Raw genomic sequence first — 15,392 nt, forward strand, 5'->3', positions numbered from 1 at the left:
AATAAATTGCTCTTTTTCAAGATTAATCTAATCCTGCAAACTGAAAAGGCTTAGTTTCTTTGAAATTTATCAGCGAATCTCCAGAATAGTTTTCATTATTGGCCAGACTCAGTTTTTTGATTTTTGCTTTTTCGCTAAAATCAATTTTGCTGAATTCCACCCAAATCACATTTGGATTCAAAACATTGTCGAAATAATACACTAGATTTTTTTGGTCTGCAACCGTTCTCCAGCGGGTAGAAGAGATGTTTGGTTCTGTTTCTGATGAAATTCCCAAAGGAACAGAACAATTTCTTATAACACCAAAAACACTTGCCAGAGCCGTTCTAGTGTTATCTGTTTTCGGAATCGCATCTATATAGTAAGAAGCTCTTACAAAACGGTCTGCGGCGCGATTTGTTCCCGGAAGCATAATCGTGCCAGGAATTCCTTTCCAATACGCATTAATAGCCAATTGCTGGTCAAAAATGGGAGAATTGGTCATTGTAACATATTTTCTGTCGTGATGAATTACGAGCTTTCCGTCGATATATTCAAAAATAGCATTGTCGCCACTAGAATCTGAAATCGATAAATGCACCGTCGCAAAAATATTCGTTCCAGGAATGTGCGAAGAAGTAATTACAAAATCTCTTTTTTCTAATGCCGCCACGGTTTCTGCAACTGTCGAAAAATTATCTAAAACATACTGGAGCCATAAAGAAACGGCCAAACCTTTTATTTTTCCATTCTTTTCAAATGCAGGATATTGCGATTCTACAAGCCACAAAAGATTGCCTACAAGTCCCTTTTCGTTCATTCCGTCTGAAGTAGCGATATCCCACGAACTGGTTACCACGCTTCCGTACTTAGACTTCCATTTGATCGAACTGGTTCCAACTTCTCCAGATCTTTCAATTCCTCTAGGAAAAATCCACAAATTGGCAGGAATTTCTCCGCGCCAGTCCATTGATCGAGCGGTAATAATAGTACCGTTTAACCCTTCGTAAACAATTCTTGTACAAGGCAGTACAGTTTCGGTTATCAATAATGTAAAAGCGAGTAGGGCAGGAAAAAATCTGTTTTTTGGTTTCATAGTTTTAGACATTTAATTAAACGTTAAGTTCTGATTTTCAACAGTTTGTTTTGGAAGAGAAATAGCTTTCAAAAAGCGTCTCTGCAATTTACAGCTTTTATGTAAAAAATTGGCTATAAATTGAGAGTTATAAAAGTATAAATATTATTTAGAATAATTATAAATAGTTTTGAATTAGAATAAATTAAAACTACTTTTGATGCCTTCAGAATATATTTAACCCAATATAATGGCAAAAAAGCTACTCAGAATATTTAAAAGATTATTTATCGCATTTTTAATTCTAATTCTTATCGGATTTCTATTTGAACAAATTGCCCGTTTTTACTTTGATAATAAACGTCCCGATGAAAAAGAATTTGTAGTAATTAATGGAAGAAAAATTCATTATAAAAAGCTAGGAAACGGTCCTTGCACTATAATCTTTGAATCTGGATTAGGTGGAGATCACTTGCATTGGCAAGATATTCAGAAAAAACTTTTAAAAAAATACACCACGATAGCTTATGATAAAGCTGGAATTTTGTGGAGCGATCCGTCTCAAGATATTTCACTAAAAAGATATTCGGATGATTTAGAAACGCTTTTAAAACAAACCAATTGCCCAAAACCATACATTTTAGTGGGACATTCTTTTGGCGGTATTACTCCAAGATTATTTATTCAAAAAAATAAAAAAGATTTGGCAGGAATTGTTTTTGTTGATGTTTCGCATCCTAAACAGCTTGAAAAATCGTCAGAAGCCTTAAGAAATTCTGTTCAGCCACCACCAAGAAAGTTTTCAAGTTTTTTAAATGAAATTGGACTTATTAGAATTTTATATAGCAGTACTGCTTTTACGACTGCCGTTCCAAAAGAACACTGGTTCAATCAAAATGTGAAAAACTATTTTTACCGAATTTTTGATGGAATGATGACAGAGCTTGAAAATGACGATAAATTGATGAGAGAAGCTTCTGAAATCGATGACTTTGGTTCAATTCCGCTAACTATAATTACTGCGAAATACCCAGTTGGAGTAGAAGGCGCTAGAGACAAAAAACTGGAAAAAGAATATTTAGGTATCCACAATGCATTACAAACCGATTTATTAAAGCTATCCACAAACAGCAATCAAGTTTTTGCTTCAAAAAGTGGACACTATATCACACTTCAAGAGCCTGATTTGATTTGCAACGAAATTGAAAAACTAGCGCCAAGATAGGTCTGACGCTAGTTTTTTCTATTTTAAAGTAAAATACTTTTTTGGATATTGATTTGCTCCATAAAAGATTGATCGTGTGAAATCACGATTAAAGTTCCCTGATATTCATTGATTGCCGCCGTCAGAATTTCAATATTTTGAATATCTAAATTGTTTGTCGGCTCATCTAGAATTATAATTTCAGGAGATTCGTTGCTAATAGTTAAACAGCAGAGCATTAAACGCATTCTTTCGCCTCCGCTTAAGGCGTTGCAAGGTTTGTCCCAGTCATTTCTGGAAAATAAAAATCGATTTAATCTCATTTTTATTTCATGTTCTTCCAAACCGCAATCGTTAAAAACCTGTGCTTGCTCGTAAATTTTAAGATTTTGGTTCAATAAAGAATAATCCTGATCGATATAAATTGCTTTTTTTGCCAATGAACTGATTTGCCCTTTCGTTGGGCTCAACTCTCCTAGAATAATTTTGATTAAAGTTGTTTTTCCCGAACCATTCAATCCTTTCATTACGAGACGATCGCCAGATAGAATTTCAAAATTAAGATTCTCCTTCCAAAGAAATTTTTGATCATAATTATAATTGAGATCGGAAGCTTTAAAAAGCGTTTTCCCTTTTACAAAAGAAGCGTTATTAAACCCAAACGTCATCTGATCTATCGCAGGAAGTGAAGAACGCAACTGTCTTAAATCTTCAGAAATGCCGCTGATTTTTTCGGCATGAACATCTTTAAGTTTCGAACTGCTATTTTCGGCTTTATTTCGAAGTGTATTCATCATAATTCTGGCGACACCCGATTTTTCCTGTTTCTTTTTGCCTCGAGCATCTAATTTGTTCTGACGTTCAATTGTTTCTCTTTCTTTTTCTTTGGCTTTTCGCAATGCCTTTTCTTTGCTTTGAACGTCTTGTTCTAAAGCGTTATTTTCTACTTTTTTTTGTTCGCTGTAAAAATCATAACCGCCGCCATAGACCGAAATTTCGTTTTTGGTCATTTCTAAAGTCTTATTTAAAAGATTGAGCAAGGTTCTGTCATGGCTTACAATTAAAAGCGTACTTGTTGTCGATTTTATAAAATCATATAACAATGTTCTGGCTGCAAAATCCAAATGATTGCTAGGTTCGTCTAGCAAAATTAAACTCGGTTCATGAATCATAATTCCAGCTAGAAAGACTTTTGTTTTTTGCCCGCCACTTAAGGTTTCCATTTTTTGGTCCAAATCCAAATCATGAAGCTGCCAATACGATAACGCTTCATTGCAACGTTCTTCAATGGTCCAGTCATCATCTAGCAATTGAAGGTTTTCTTCGGTTACAACACCTTCAAGTATTTCTTTAAGTGATGTTATTTTTTCCTTTATACGCAAAGCTTCAGCAATTGTAAGATTATTAAACTGGCCAAACAATTGCGGAACAAAATAGGGTTTTGAATCTTGGATAATCTGCCCTGAAAAAGGAGCTAATTCACCTGCAATAATTTTTAATAAAGTTGATTTTCCAACACCATTATTTCCGACTAAAGCGGTTTTGTCTTGATTGTTGAGTGTAAAACTAATGTTTTGAAACAGCATGTCTTTATTCTCATGCTGATAGGAGATATTTTGAAGAATAAGCATAATTCCTTTCTTTAATAGATAAATATTCTAGCCTCCACATATTGTAGATGCTTCTAAATTTTCCTGAAAGAAATTATTTTTCACATAAAGCGTTACTTGTTTTAAGAGTTGCAAAGGTATTTATTTTCGCTTTAAAAATCAAAAAACCATTCGTTACAATTGTATCGAATGGTTTTTTGTATCGAATTAGAATATAATTCTTCGTTTAAATTTTATCAAATGTTAGTTTGGCTTCTTTGGTATCTAAAATTAATTTATCCTCTGTTATAGTACTTTCGCAAGGATAAGGAGTACCAACTTCATCTTTAATAACAAGGCTTTTTCCTTTTTTTGTTAAAGCGTAAGTTCCGTCGGTAATTTCACGAAGCAGAAATCCTGTAACATGCCCATCTTCTGTAAAAGTAAGCATTCCATTGGTTAGAATTGCGTTTTTAGCAGAATCCGAAAGAGGCATTTTAGCTTCGACAGCGCTAACTTTCCATGAATTTACTAGTTTGTTTCTTTTATTATGACATGAAACCAATAGTACGACAGCAATGGCAATTACGAGAGTAAATAATTTTGAGTTTTTCATGATTTTGAGATTAAAAGTTAAACAGGAAAAAGTTACAAAAAAAAATGATATTAAAATATTAGGTATCAAATATTTATAAAGATTTTTTTTACTTCTTAATTTGAATTGCTTTTAATTCGGAAAGTCTCTGTTTTCGGCACTTTAACTGATAACCAGCATTTTACAAATAAACCTAAAATGGAGCTAAAATTTGTTTAATATGCTTTTTAAGATGGATTAATTAAGAGTCAAAGCTCCTAAAATTTCCTCATACATGAACGGGCCTCCAGGATAAGTTGCTGTATAATCTAAATTCATCCAGACTTGCCCGCGCTCGTCTATGTGATAATGAAGTTTTTTACCGTAGCTTTCTTTTGTAAAAAGTACATTTTTGATCAGATAATTGACTTTTTCCAAATCAATCATCGAACCAATTAAAATCTCAGGGTAAATATGCCCTTTGGTATGAATGAGGCGCGGAGTTCCGCCGATAGAGCGTATGGCGGCAGCCATCAAGATAGAGTGATCGTCGCAATCGCCAGAGAAATACTCTAAAGATTCGCTGGCGGTTGCGATGTAATCACCTTCTTTTGGATCGTTAACATAATTCCATCTGCCGTTTATTTCTTTAAAAACAGCAAAACATTGAATTATAGTTCGATAATCTGAATAGCCTCTAATGCCTTTAAAATGTTTGGTTGTTGCCATAATAGCAAAGTTTCGCACTTTAGGATTTTGGTATTCTATAGCATTAATAATCTTTGTTTTATTTGGAAACGGAAGCAGTTTTGCTACAATAATATCTTGAGGATACGGATTGTCTGACATTGTATAAATCATCGAATTGTAATCTTCTGAGATTTCGCTGAAACCATAATTTCCAATCACAGATCCGTAAAAGAGAATTAAGAGATAAACGGCAACGCACAAAATAATTATCGTTCGGAGATACATCAGAAGAAAAAATACTGCGGTAAAAACAAAAATAAAGATGAATACGCGATCTAGATTGAATGCCCATTCTAAATCGATTAAATTTTGATGCAGTATGATGAAAATCGGTATGGTAATTAAAAGGCTCAACAGCATTATAATAATCCTGTCCCACGGTGATTTCACCTGCAACTTGGATTTTAAATACGGTAAGTCAATTTTAGGGAATTTCATCATACGAATCAAAAAGCAGTATTTACAATGCTTTTACTGTTTCTACAAAAATACTTTTTTTATCAATAATTCCCAGATCAAATAATTGATTTTGAATTTTATTAAATGATTTTTCTGTCAAATTTTTCTGTGACCAATGCGTCAGTTTCAGCCATTCTTTAATATCTTCCGCTTTCTGGTTAAACAGCTTCGATAATTTCTTGTCAATCTCTGGAATCTCTTTAAAATCAACCGTTGTTTTGTTGATTATTTTAAGAATGGTTTCTACCGTTTTAGCATTCTTTTTTAAGAACTCATCGCGCCCGACAATAATAAAAGAAGGCCAAGGAGTAGGGCAGTCGTCAATTCTTCTAAAAATGCCTTTGTCTACAAGCGGTTTCGTCATAAAACGTTCCCACATAAAATAATCGGCTTTTTTATTGGTCAAAGCATCAACAGCGCCATCGATCGTGTTTACGATTTCAAATTCAAGATCGTCCATTTGCCAGCCTTGCTCATTGGCATTTACATAAGCCATTAATTGCGATCCTGAGCCAAGTCTAGAAATAGCCGCTTTTTTGTTTTTAAGATCTTTCAGTGTCTGAAAATCAGATTTTGCATCAACGTGAATTCCCCAGATTAAAGGAGATTGCACATAAATCTGAACAATTTTACTCGGATTGCCGGCCGAGATATCTTTTAGAATTCCTTCGGTCAGTATAACAGCTAGATCTGTTTCTCCGTCGCGAAGCATTTGACACATTTTTCCTGTGCCTTCAGGAACATTTGTCCATTGTAAGTCGATGTTCTCTTCTTCAAATTCGCCGTTTTCAATACAGAGATGCCACGGCAAATTGAAGTGTTCCGGAACACCCGCAATTTTGACAGTTTTCATTTATTTTAAGTTTAAGTTAAGTTGCTTGGTATGCGTATGCGTAATCTAAATATATAATGTATGGTTAGTCTTGTTTTGTTACTCAATTTTTTTAACTCATAGAAACATAGTTTTAGCAAACTGAAAAAAGGCGTTTCACTCATTTGAATGCACGTAGCAAACTATGTGAAAGAAATATTTTTCTCTTTGTCCCTTTTTTTATTAAATAGATCCTATGTTTCTATGTGTAAAATAAACTTTTAATTTTTTAATAAATCTGTTCGGTGTTTTTCTGATAGGCAAGGTTCTGCAAATTCGATTATCTCTTTCGATTCATATTCATTTAACAGACTTCTAACTAATGAATAATCAACATCTTTGCCAATCTCTGCGGCAAAAAAAGTATCGTTTAATGCTTCCGATAAACAATTAATTGCTTTTAGTTTTTCTCTAATAATTTCCTTGTCAAAACCTTTTTCTAAAATAGCAATCTGAACAATCGAATTGCCAGAATTTTGAATAGTTTTTCTGTGCATGAATTTTTCCTCTGTTTCATCAAATTCAGCATAAAAAAGATCATCAGTAGCGATCAAAGGCCCGAAAAACGGAATGTTATCCAGTTTAAAAAGACCTTTCTCCAGATCTATAATTTCTGCCCACATGGTTTCAGATACTACTTCGTCTAGATAATCACTATAGTATTTAAACAATATTTTCTTGTGAGTTTCCTGTTCCATTCTTTAATTTAATTTTGTTGCTTTTAAAGGCGAAATTACGATGCGATAACCGTCTGGATCAAGAAACATTCTTCCATTTTCATTCCAGTAAGGATTTACAGCTTCAATAAATTCAATATTATGATCCATAATTTGAATGTAGAGCATATTGTATTTTCGAATTGTATCTGGATAAAGAACCAATATATCATCTTCATCAAAAACATGAACTGCCTTCGTTTCAGATTGCGTAAATTCAAAATGCCAGTCTAAATCTGGTCGCCCGATAAACACGCCGTCATAATTATTATGATTCTGAAAACCTCCTAAACGTTCAAATCCTAAAACATTGACGTAGAAATTTTCAATTTCTTTTAAATTATTTGTGTGTCGCGCAACTCTTAAATGCATCTGAATTTATCGTCGGTTTTAAAATCATTAATTTATAATTGACTAATTTTCTAATTAACTTATCTAATTATTTCTCTGCCAGTTTATTCAATGTATACGCAATCAATTCATCTACTGCTTTGTACGGATCCTCACTGAAAGTTCCGCTGGCACGATTTGCAATAATAGCATTCAGCGATAAAGCATTGTGCCCTAAAAGCGCAGAAAGCCCATAGATCGCTGCTGTTTCCATTTCTAAATTAGTGATTTTAGCTTCATTAAAACTAAAATTATCCATTTTATTATTCAATTCTTCATCTTGAATATTCAGACGCAAGACTCTACCCTGAGGACCGTAGAATCCGCCGGCTGTTGCTGTAATTCCTTTAAAAATTCGATCAGATTCGATTAATTTTTCTAGGGTTTCAGAACATTTTATAACATAAGGTTTTCCTTTTTTAGGATCCCAATTGGTATGTTTTACAAATGCATCTTCAATTTCTGCAATAGAAACGTCATCAATTAAGTAGGAGCGAAGCATATTATCTAATCCTAAACCAAATTTAGACATTACAAAACTATCAACTGGAATATCTTCTTGTAAAGAACCAGAAGTTCCAATTCGAATAATATTCAAACTAGTCAATTTTTCTTTTGGCTGACGCGTTTTCAAATCAATATTGACTAATGCATCAAGCTCATTCAGTACAATATCAATATTATCAGGGCCAATTCCTGTAGAAACAACAGAAATTCTTTTGCCTTTATAAATACCGGTTTGGGTTTTAAATTCTCTTTTTTGAGCAGAATGTTCGATTGAATCGAAAAACTGAGTGATTTTTTCTACTCTATTTTGGTCACCAACAAAAATAATGTCGTGTGCTATATGTTCCGGACGAAGGTTTAAGTGGTAAACGCTTCCGTCTGGATTTAATATCAATTCTGAAGATTGTATCATTTTTTTTTCTTTTAAGGTGCAAAGTGACAAAGGCTCAAAGCTTCTAAGGTTAAAAACTAATTATTTTAAACAAAGCTTTGCGAACATAACTTTTTATAAAAACCTAAATAATAAAACTCTTAGCGAACTTTGTGGTTAATTTTTAATCTAAAATCTAAAATCAGAAATCTAAAATTTCTCAACCTCCAACCCGTTTGGTTTTGAACCCTTTTTCTTTTAAGATTGCCATAATTTTATCGCGGTAATCGCCTTGAATTATGATCGAAGCGTCTTTAAAAGTTCCGCCCACGCTTAATTTGGTTTTGATTTCTTTGGCTAAGATTTTGAAATCTTCGTCTGAGCCTTCATAACCTTCAATTATGGTTGTTGCTTTTCCTTTTCTTTTTTCAAATTTACAGATCATTGGCTCTTTCTGAACATAAAGAACATGTTCTTGTTCTTCAATCTGCTCAGGTTCATTCGATTCTTCATGATCTGGAAATAAATTTTTTAATTGATCTTTTAAATCCATAAAATTTTATGCTAAAAATAAATTCGAATAAATATAAAAAATTAAATTCCAAATCCCAATACGAGTTTGGAATTTGGAATTTATAATATTGAATTAAAAAGTTTATTTTTTAATTAAACCTAATTCTACTAAACGTTCGTACAAGAACTCACCCGCAGAAATATCTTCAAATTTCTTTGGATTTTCTGCATCAATACAGTTTTCTAGACAGTCCAGACGCATATCGCTTACTGGGTGCATGAAAAACGGAATTGAATAACGTGAAGTTCCCCATAATTCTCTCGGCGGATTTACCACTTGGTGAATTGTAGATTTTAATTTATTGTTTGTGTGTCGAGACAGCATATCTCCAACATTGATTACTAATTCGTCATCTTCAGCAATAGCATCAATCCATTCGCCGTCGTGATTTTGAACCTGTAATCCTTTTCCTTGAGCACCCATCAGCAATGTAATCAAGTTGATATCGCCGTGAGCCGCTGCACGAATTGCATTTTCTGGCTCAGAAGTAATAGGAGGGTAGTGAATTGGTCTTAAAATGGAGTTTCCTTCTTTTGCATATTCATCAAAATAAAACTCATCCAAACCTAAATGTAAAGCCAAAGCTCTTAAAACATAAACACCCGTTTTTTCCAGTTTCTGATACGCTTCTTTACCAACTGCATTAAAACGTGGTAATTCGGTAACATCAACATTGTCTGGGTATTCAGAAGCCCATCTTGAATCTTTGTCAACGTATTGACCAAAATGCCAAAATTCTTTCAAATCTCCTTCTTTACGGCCTTTGGCATGTTCTTTTCCAAAAGAAACATAACCTCTTTGTCCGCCAATTCCAGGAATTTCATATTTATGCTTAGTTTCTATTGGCAAGGCGAAAAAATTTCTAATTTCACCATAAAGTTCGTTCACCAATTGATCATCAAGGAAATGACCTTTTAAGGCTACGAAGCCAATGTTTTCAAATGCACTGCCGATTTCATTTACAAATTTTTGTTTACGTTTCGGGTCGTCCGAAAGGAAATCACGTAAGTCTACACTAGGAATGTTTTGCATACTTTACATTTTTTATTTAAAGAAAGAAAGGTGTCATAAGTACCTTTCGCTAACAAAGGTATAGAATATTTTAGAAAATAATCTTACGCTCAGGCATTAAAAGCTAGCTTCGAATTAAAATTTCATTTTCAAAACCAATAAAATTAACGCAAATTGTTATATTTGAAACACTAAAAAACAAAAAATTACATGATTTTTTACCGACAAAACATTACTGACGCTCAATTATTAGATTTATATAAAAAAATATTAAAACCAAGACTGATTGAAGAAAAGATGCTCATCTTGATTCGTCAGGGAAAAGTCTCCAAATGGTTTTCCGGAATAGGGCAAGAGGCTATTGCTGTTGGTGTTACTGCTGTTTTAGACCAATCAGAATACATACTTCCAATGCATCGAAATCTTGGAGTTTTTACAACAAGAGAAATTCCGCTCCATCGTTTATTCTCGCAGTGGCAGGGAAAAGCAAATGGTTTTACAAAAGGCCGCGACAGAAGTTTTCACTTTGGAACTCAGGAATATAATATTATCGGAATGATTTCGCATTTAGGTCCGCAATTAGGAATTGCTGACGGAATTGCACTTGCGAACAAACTTCAAGACAATAAAAAAATCACTGCTGTTTTTACTGGTGAAGGCGCAACAAGTGAAGGCGATTTTCATGAAGCTTTAAATATTGCAGCGGTTTGGAAACTGCCAGTTATGTTTATTGTTGAAAATAACGGTTATGGACTTTCGACACCAACAAACGAGCAATACGCTTGCGAAAACCTTGCTGATAAAGGAATTGGTTATGGAATTGAAAGCTGGATTATTGACGGAAATAATATTGTGGAAGTTTACAATAAACTGTCTCAGCTAAAAAAAGAAATGCAAGAAGATCCGCGTCCGGTTTTATTGGAATTTAAAACTTTTAGAATGCGTGGGCATGAAGAGGCGAGTGGTACGAAATACGTTCCTCAAGACTTAATGGATCAATGGGAACTGAGAGATCCAGTGACCAATTACAGAAAATATTTGACCGAAAACGGAATCTTAACTGCTGAGTTGGACGAACAGCTTCATGCCGAAATCAAAAAGGAAATCGATGAACATTGGGCAATGGCAAATGCCGAACCTGAAATTGAAGCAACTTACAGCGGAGAACTAGATGATGTTTACAAACCTTTTGACTATGAAGAATATACTCACGGAGAAGAAGTAGAAAACATCCGTTTTATAAATGCAATTAGAAATAGTTTAGAGCAATCTATGTGGCGCCATAAAAACCTAGTGATTATGGGGCAAGATATTGCAGAATATGGCGGTGCTTTTAAAATAACGGAAGGTTTTGTTGATGCCTTTGGAAAAGATCGAATTCGAAATACGCCAATCTGCGAAAGTGCCGTAGTTTCTACAGGAATGGGATTATCTATTAACGGATATAAAGCTATTGTAGAAATGCAATTTGCTGATTTTGTTTCTACTGGATTTAATCCGATTGTGAATCTTTTGGCGAAATCACATTACCGCTGGGGCGAAAATGCTGATGTTGTGGTTAGAATGCCTTGCGGCGGAGGAACTCAGGCGGGACCATTTCATTCGCAAACTAATGAAGCTTGGTTTACCAAAACTCCAGGTTTAAAAGTGGTTTATCCAGCATTTCCTTATGATGCAAAAGGACTTTTAAACACTTCAATTAACGATCCGAATCCGGTATTATTTTTCGAACATAAATTATTATACCGCAGTATTTATCAAGATGTTCCAAAAGACTATTATACTATTCCTTTAGGTAAAGCCGCTTTGGTGAAAGAAGGAAAATCGGTTACTATTATTTCGTTTGGCGCGCCAGTTCATTGGGCATTAGAAACATTAGCCAACAATCCGGAAATTGATGCGGATTTAATTGACTTAAGAACTTTACAGCCTTTGGATACTGAAACGATTTTTGCTTCGGTTAAAAAGACTGGAAAAGCGATAATATATCAAGAAGACACCATGTTTGGTGGAATCGCAAGTGATATTTCTGCTTTAATTATGGAGAATTGTTTTGAATATCTAGACGCTCCTGTAAAACGTGTAGCGAGTTTAGATTCTCCGATTCCGTTTACTAAAGCATTGGAAGATCAGTTTTTGCCGAGAAATAGATTTGAAATTGCTTTGAAAGAGCTTTTAAAATACTAAGCTTTTGTGTGTATTTTTTTAACGCAGAGAACGCTAAGTTTTTTCTAAGCTTTTTGCGTTTATCATTGCGCTGAGTAAGATCGCAAAGCTAGATTTTAAACGCGATAGGTTTTTAAAACCTGTCGCGTTTATATTTTGGAATCTTTTTAATATTATAACCTGTGTTTTTTTTTAACGCAGAGAACGCTAAGTTTTTTCTAAGCTTTTGCGTTTATCATTGCGCTGAATGAGATCGCAAAGCTGGATTTGTTAAAACCCGTCAGTTTTTTGAAACCTCTCGGATTTATATTTTGAAATCCTTTTAATATTTATAAATCTATTTTTTTCTAACACAAAGAAAAATATGATTCTGAGTGAAAAAACTTAGAACCTTAGTAGCTCAGTAGCTTAGAACCTCTATTTAACTTCTACTTCAAACAATTGCACCTGAGATTTCAATCTTTCAATTACCAAATTCATCATTCTCTTATTTAAATTAGATGAATTTTGGATATAAGTATCGTATTCATCAATTGTAAAAAGCGCCATTACGATTCCTTTTAGTGAATTTCTAAATTTAATATCTTTTTGAATGGAGTTTTCAATCGTCTGGAGTTTCTTTTCTACTGAATAAGAATAAAAATCTCGTTTGTTTTTATTGATATAATTTATAAAAACGGCTATAAACAAATCGTTTTGCAATTTCAGAATAGGCCTAATCGTTTGATTTTGAAAGATCTCATCTGGTGAAGATTGAGCGCTTACGGTTCCTAAAGTTTCGCCTCTGAATTCTCTTAAAAAAGTATCTCTATCTTCCATGGGGTTTTTATTTAAATTTAGCGAAAAATAAAATACTAAAAGTCTATTTTTGTTTTAAATGTAAAATACTTATAAACCATTATTGGTTGAAAAAATATATTATGAAGGCTTCTTTTATTCTCATTCTATCCAGTTTATTCCTGATTATTTCTTGTACTTCAAAAGAGAACAGTTATAAAGAGGTGCATTATCAGTCCTTAAACGGAAAAGATAGCGCGGTTTTAGCTTTAAAAATCAGCGAAAAACGTTTTTTTGGACGCTATGAAATTTTCTATAATAAAATAGGAAAGGATTCTGGAGATGTTCGTGGCAATATAAATGGTGATACTTTGCGAGGAGATTATCATTTTATTTCACAAGGCGGAAGCTGGAAAAGAATTCCGTTGGCTTTACTGAAAAAGGATAAACAGCTTATCCAAGGAAAAGGCGCAATCGGAACGTATATGAATCTTCCTTGCTTTTATCCGGGAACATTGAGCTATAAAAATCCAGATTTCATTTTTGAAGAGATTAAGAAATAGTTTGACGTGGCTTGCGTTGATTTTACCGCAAAGCACGCAAGGTTTTTGATATACTATATCTTCTAAAAGCGCAAAGTTCGCAAAGCTTTGTCTAAAAAACTTTGCGAACTTTGCGGTAAAAATCAATCCAAATGCCCAATCTGAGAAGGCAATTCAAATATTTCAAGATCAAAATATCTTACTGAAGCCATAACATGATCGAAAATATCAGCCATGATATATTCGTAATTGGCCCAGCGTTTATCGCTTGAAAAGACATAAATTTCTAACGGAACTCCATGTGCAGTCGATTGCAACTGTCGGCACATGATATGCATATTCTTATTCAAGCCTGGATGGTCGTGTAGATATTGCATGATGTATTTTCTAAACAATCCTAAATTGGTCATGTTTCGGCCATTTAGCGAAAGCGTTTTATCAATTCCTCTAAGATCGTTGTATCGGTCAATTTCCGCTTGACGGCTTTCAATATAAGAGCTAATAAGCTGTACTTTTTTCAATTGATGCAAATCTTCGTCATTTAAAAAACGAATCGTACTGCTTTTTATCAAAACATGTCTTTTAATACGTCTTCCGTCAGAATTCTGCATTCCGCGCCAGTTCTGAAACGAATCAGAACTTAAAGCATACGTTGGAATCGTGGTAATGGTATTGTCGAAATTTCGAACTTTTACAGTCGTCAAATTGATTTCGATAACATCTCCATCGGCACCAAATTTATCCATTGTAATCCAGTCACCAATACGAACCATGTCGTTTATGGCAACCTGAACACTCGAAACAAACCCAAGAATAGTATCTCTGAAAATTAAGATGATAATAGCCGAAAGCGTTCCTAAGATTGTTAGCAATTCGCCTTTCTTGATTCCAAACAAAGTCGAAATAATCATGGCAACACCAAAAATCCAAAGCACGATCATGATAACCTGAACGAAACTGTCGATTGGTTTGTCGCTGTATTCTGGTTTCTGTTTTAAATAATCGCGTAAGGAATTAAAAACTGTTCGAACAATCCATAATCCCAGCAATACAATATAAATACCGACAATTTTTCCGAACATCGATTCCCAATATTCGTATTTATCTAAAATAACGGGAACCGCTTTATAGATAAAGAAAAACGGAATTAAATAAGCCGTATATCTAGTGGTTTTGTTTTGAATTAAATAATCGTCAAACTTGGTTTTAGTTCGCTGAGCAAAAACAGCAGTCAGCGTAACTAAAAGAAATTTAGCGGCATAATAAATAATGTAAGCTAGTGCTATTAAAATAGCGATATTAAAGATCAGGCTGGTATAAGACGCAAAATTGCGGCTCATTCCCCAATCTCTAAATAGAGGGTATAAAAAATTGAATATTTTCTCCAAAAGCTTATGCATTTTCCAGATACTTTTTCTCTATATAAAAAGTTCCAAACGGAATAAGAGAAGCTACTAAAATGATTGCAAAAGTTTTTAAATCCCAATTCATGGATTTTTTCAATAAAAATGCTAAAAGAATGTATCCTATAAATAGAACACCGTGTGTCATTCCTAACGGACGTAATAATGTATGGTAAAGTTCAGGATTGTTGTTTTTGATAATCAACATATTAGCAAATAACACTAAATAAGAGATTCCCTCTAAAATGGCAGTGATTTTGAAAAGCTTGAGCATGTATGTATTTTTTAAGTTTTACAGTAGCAAAATTAGGCATTATGGTTTGATTTTAGGATTTAAAAGTTGAAAATAAAATGCTTTTTTGTCCTATAAATACAATCGTAAACTTTGTCAAAGTTTTAAACTTTGACAAAGTAGGACAGCAACTAAAATTGGAA

General features: G+C 33.7%; 16 protein-coding genes. 3 read left to right on the plus strand and 13 right to left on the minus strand.

What is annotated here, in order from left to right:
- Positions 1-22: 22 nt before the first annotated feature.
- Positions 23-1,075: a linear amide C-N hydrolase gene (locus ACWA1F_RS07150; protein WP_456892829.1), complete on the minus strand. Its 1,053-nt coding sequence runs from the start codon at positions 1,073-1,075 to the stop codon at positions 23-25.
- Between the two features lie 229 nt (positions 1,076-1,304).
- On the opposite strand from ACWA1F_RS07150, the gene ACWA1F_RS07155 reads away from it, so the two are divergent.
- On the plus strand, positions 1,305-2,279 hold the full coding sequence (locus ACWA1F_RS07155; RefSeq protein ID WP_456892831.1) for an alpha/beta fold hydrolase: 975 nt from the start codon (positions 1,305-1,307) through the stop codon (positions 2,277-2,279).
- Between the two features lie 23 nt (positions 2,280-2,302).
- Here ACWA1F_RS07155 and abc-f read toward each other — a convergent pair whose 3' ends face one another.
- The 9 genes from abc-f to ACWA1F_RS07200 all read right to left on the minus strand — a co-directional run bounded on the left by abc-f (position 2,303) and on the right by ACWA1F_RS07200 (position 10,090).
- Positions 2,303-3,889 (minus strand): ribosomal protection-like ABC-F family protein, encoded by a 1,587-nt coding sequence (gene abc-f, locus ACWA1F_RS07160; RefSeq protein ID WP_456892833.1) that lies wholly within the window; start codon positions 3,887-3,889, stop codon positions 2,303-2,305.
- Between the two features lie 205 nt (positions 3,890-4,094).
- Positions 4,095-4,463, minus strand: coding sequence for a hypothetical protein (locus ACWA1F_RS07165; RefSeq protein WP_306155111.1), 369 nt, complete (start codon positions 4,461-4,463; stop codon positions 4,095-4,097).
- Positions 4,464-4,679: 216 nt separating this feature from the next.
- On the minus strand, positions 4,680-5,612 hold the full coding sequence (locus ACWA1F_RS07170; protein ID WP_306155113.1) for a transglutaminase: 933 nt from the start codon (positions 5,610-5,612) through the stop codon (positions 4,680-4,682).
- A 19-nt stretch (positions 5,613-5,631) separates the two neighbouring features.
- The gene (locus ACWA1F_RS07175) at positions 5,632-6,483 is read right to left on the minus strand and encodes a substrate-binding domain-containing protein (RefSeq protein ID WP_456892836.1); all 852 of its coding nucleotides are present in this window, start codon (positions 6,481-6,483) and stop codon (positions 5,632-5,634) included.
- A gap of 239 nt (positions 6,484-6,722) precedes the next feature.
- Positions 6,723-7,199 (minus strand): DUF4265 domain-containing protein, encoded by a 477-nt coding sequence (locus tag ACWA1F_RS07180; protein ID WP_456892838.1) that lies wholly within the window; start codon positions 7,197-7,199, stop codon positions 6,723-6,725.
- A gap of 3 nt (positions 7,200-7,202) precedes the next feature.
- Entirely contained in the window at positions 7,203-7,589 is a 387-nt protein-coding gene (locus tag ACWA1F_RS07185; protein ID WP_456892840.1) for a VOC family protein, read from the minus strand.
- Between the two features lie 67 nt (positions 7,590-7,656).
- On the minus strand, positions 7,657-8,526 hold the full coding sequence (locus ACWA1F_RS07190; protein WP_456892842.1) for a nucleoside phosphorylase: 870 nt from the start codon (positions 8,524-8,526) through the stop codon (positions 7,657-7,659).
- 178 nt (positions 8,527-8,704) lie between these two features.
- Complete coding sequence (locus tag ACWA1F_RS07195) at positions 8,705-9,037, minus strand: translation initiation factor (RefSeq protein WP_456892844.1); 333 nt, start codon at positions 9,035-9,037, stop codon at positions 8,705-8,707.
- Positions 9,038-9,139: 102 nt separating this feature from the next.
- Entirely contained in the window at positions 9,140-10,090 is a 951-nt protein-coding gene (locus ACWA1F_RS07200) for an isopenicillin N synthase family dioxygenase (protein ID WP_456892845.1), read from the minus strand.
- Positions 10,091-10,279: 189 nt separating this feature from the next.
- Between ACWA1F_RS07200 and ACWA1F_RS07205 the strand changes: the two genes are divergently transcribed.
- Entirely contained in the window at positions 10,280-12,256 is a 1,977-nt protein-coding gene (locus tag ACWA1F_RS07205) for an alpha-ketoacid dehydrogenase subunit alpha/beta (RefSeq protein WP_456892847.1), read from the plus strand.
- A 396-nt stretch (positions 12,257-12,652) separates the two neighbouring features.
- Here ACWA1F_RS07205 and ACWA1F_RS07210 read toward each other — a convergent pair whose 3' ends face one another.
- Positions 12,653-13,054, minus strand: coding sequence for a glyoxalase (locus ACWA1F_RS07210; protein WP_306155128.1), 402 nt, complete (start codon positions 13,052-13,054; stop codon positions 12,653-12,655).
- A 101-nt stretch (positions 13,055-13,155) separates the two neighbouring features.
- Between ACWA1F_RS07210 and ACWA1F_RS07215 the strand changes: the two genes are divergently transcribed.
- Positions 13,156-13,575, plus strand: a complete 420-nt coding sequence (locus tag ACWA1F_RS07215; RefSeq protein WP_456892849.1) for a hypothetical protein — start codon at positions 13,156-13,158, stop codon at positions 13,573-13,575.
- Between the two features lie 122 nt (positions 13,576-13,697).
- On the opposite strand, the gene ACWA1F_RS07220 is transcribed toward ACWA1F_RS07215, so the two are convergent.
- Positions 13,698-14,954, minus strand: coding sequence for a mechanosensitive ion channel family protein (locus ACWA1F_RS07220; RefSeq protein ID WP_456892851.1), 1,257 nt, complete (start codon positions 14,952-14,954; stop codon positions 13,698-13,700).
- On the minus strand, positions 14,947-15,231 hold the full coding sequence (locus ACWA1F_RS07225) for a DUF3817 domain-containing protein (protein WP_306155133.1): 285 nt from the start codon (positions 15,229-15,231) through the stop codon (positions 14,947-14,949). The genes ACWA1F_RS07220 and ACWA1F_RS07225 overlap by 8 nt, the downstream gene beginning before the upstream one ends.
- Positions 15,232-15,392: the final 161 nt, after the last annotated feature.

This window comes from Flavobacterium erigeronis, from assembly GCF_054075165.1.

Bases quoted from the DNA above. Each gene is read 5' to 3' on its own strand.
- ACWA1F_RS07150 (WP_456892829.1), bottom strand. From the start codon at position 1,075: ATGAAACCAAAAAACAGATTTTTTCCTGCCCTACTCGCTTTTACATTA.
- ACWA1F_RS07155 (WP_456892831.1), top strand. From the start codon at position 1,305: ATGGCAAAAAAGCTACTCAGAATATTTAAAAGATTATTTATCGCATTT.
- abc-f (WP_456892833.1), bottom strand. From the start codon at position 3,889: ATGCTTATTCTTCAAAATATCTCCTATCAGCATGAGAATAAAGACATG.
- ACWA1F_RS07165 (WP_306155111.1), bottom strand. From the start codon at position 4,463: ATGAAAAACTCAAAATTATTTACTCTCGTAATTGCCATTGCTGTCGTA.
- ACWA1F_RS07170 (WP_306155113.1), bottom strand. From the start codon at position 5,612: ATGATGAAATTCCCTAAAATTGACTTACCGTATTTAAAATCCAAGTTG.
- ACWA1F_RS07175 (WP_456892836.1), bottom strand. From the start codon at position 6,483: ATGAAAACTGTCAAAATTGCGGGTGTTCCGGAACACTTCAATTTGCCG.
- ACWA1F_RS07180 (WP_456892838.1), bottom strand. From the start codon at position 7,199: ATGGAACAGGAAACTCACAAGAAAATATTGTTTAAATACTATAGTGAT.
- ACWA1F_RS07185 (WP_456892840.1), bottom strand. From the start codon at position 7,589: ATGCATTTAAGAGTTGCGCGACACACAAATAATTTAAAAGAAATTGAA.
- ACWA1F_RS07190 (WP_456892842.1), bottom strand. From the start codon at position 8,526: ATGATACAATCTTCAGAATTGATATTAAATCCAGACGGAAGCGTTTAC.
- ACWA1F_RS07195 (WP_456892844.1), bottom strand. From the start codon at position 9,037: ATGGATTTAAAAGATCAATTAAAAAATTTATTTCCAGATCATGAAGAA.
- ACWA1F_RS07200 (WP_456892845.1), bottom strand. From the start codon at position 10,090: ATGCAAAACATTCCTAGTGTAGACTTACGTGATTTCCTTTCGGACGAC.
- ACWA1F_RS07205 (WP_456892847.1), top strand. From the start codon at position 10,280: ATGATTTTTTACCGACAAAACATTACTGACGCTCAATTATTAGATTTA.
- ACWA1F_RS07210 (WP_306155128.1), bottom strand. From the start codon at position 13,054: ATGGAAGATAGAGATACTTTTTTAAGAGAATTCAGAGGCGAAACTTTA.
- ACWA1F_RS07215 (WP_456892849.1), top strand. From the start codon at position 13,156: ATGAAGGCTTCTTTTATTCTCATTCTATCCAGTTTATTCCTGATTATT.
- ACWA1F_RS07220 (WP_456892851.1), bottom strand. From the start codon at position 14,954: ATGCATAAGCTTTTGGAGAAAATATTCAATTTTTTATACCCTCTATTT.
- ACWA1F_RS07225 (WP_306155133.1), bottom strand. From the start codon at position 15,231: ATGCTCAAGCTTTTCAAAATCACTGCCATTTTAGAGGGAATCTCTTAT.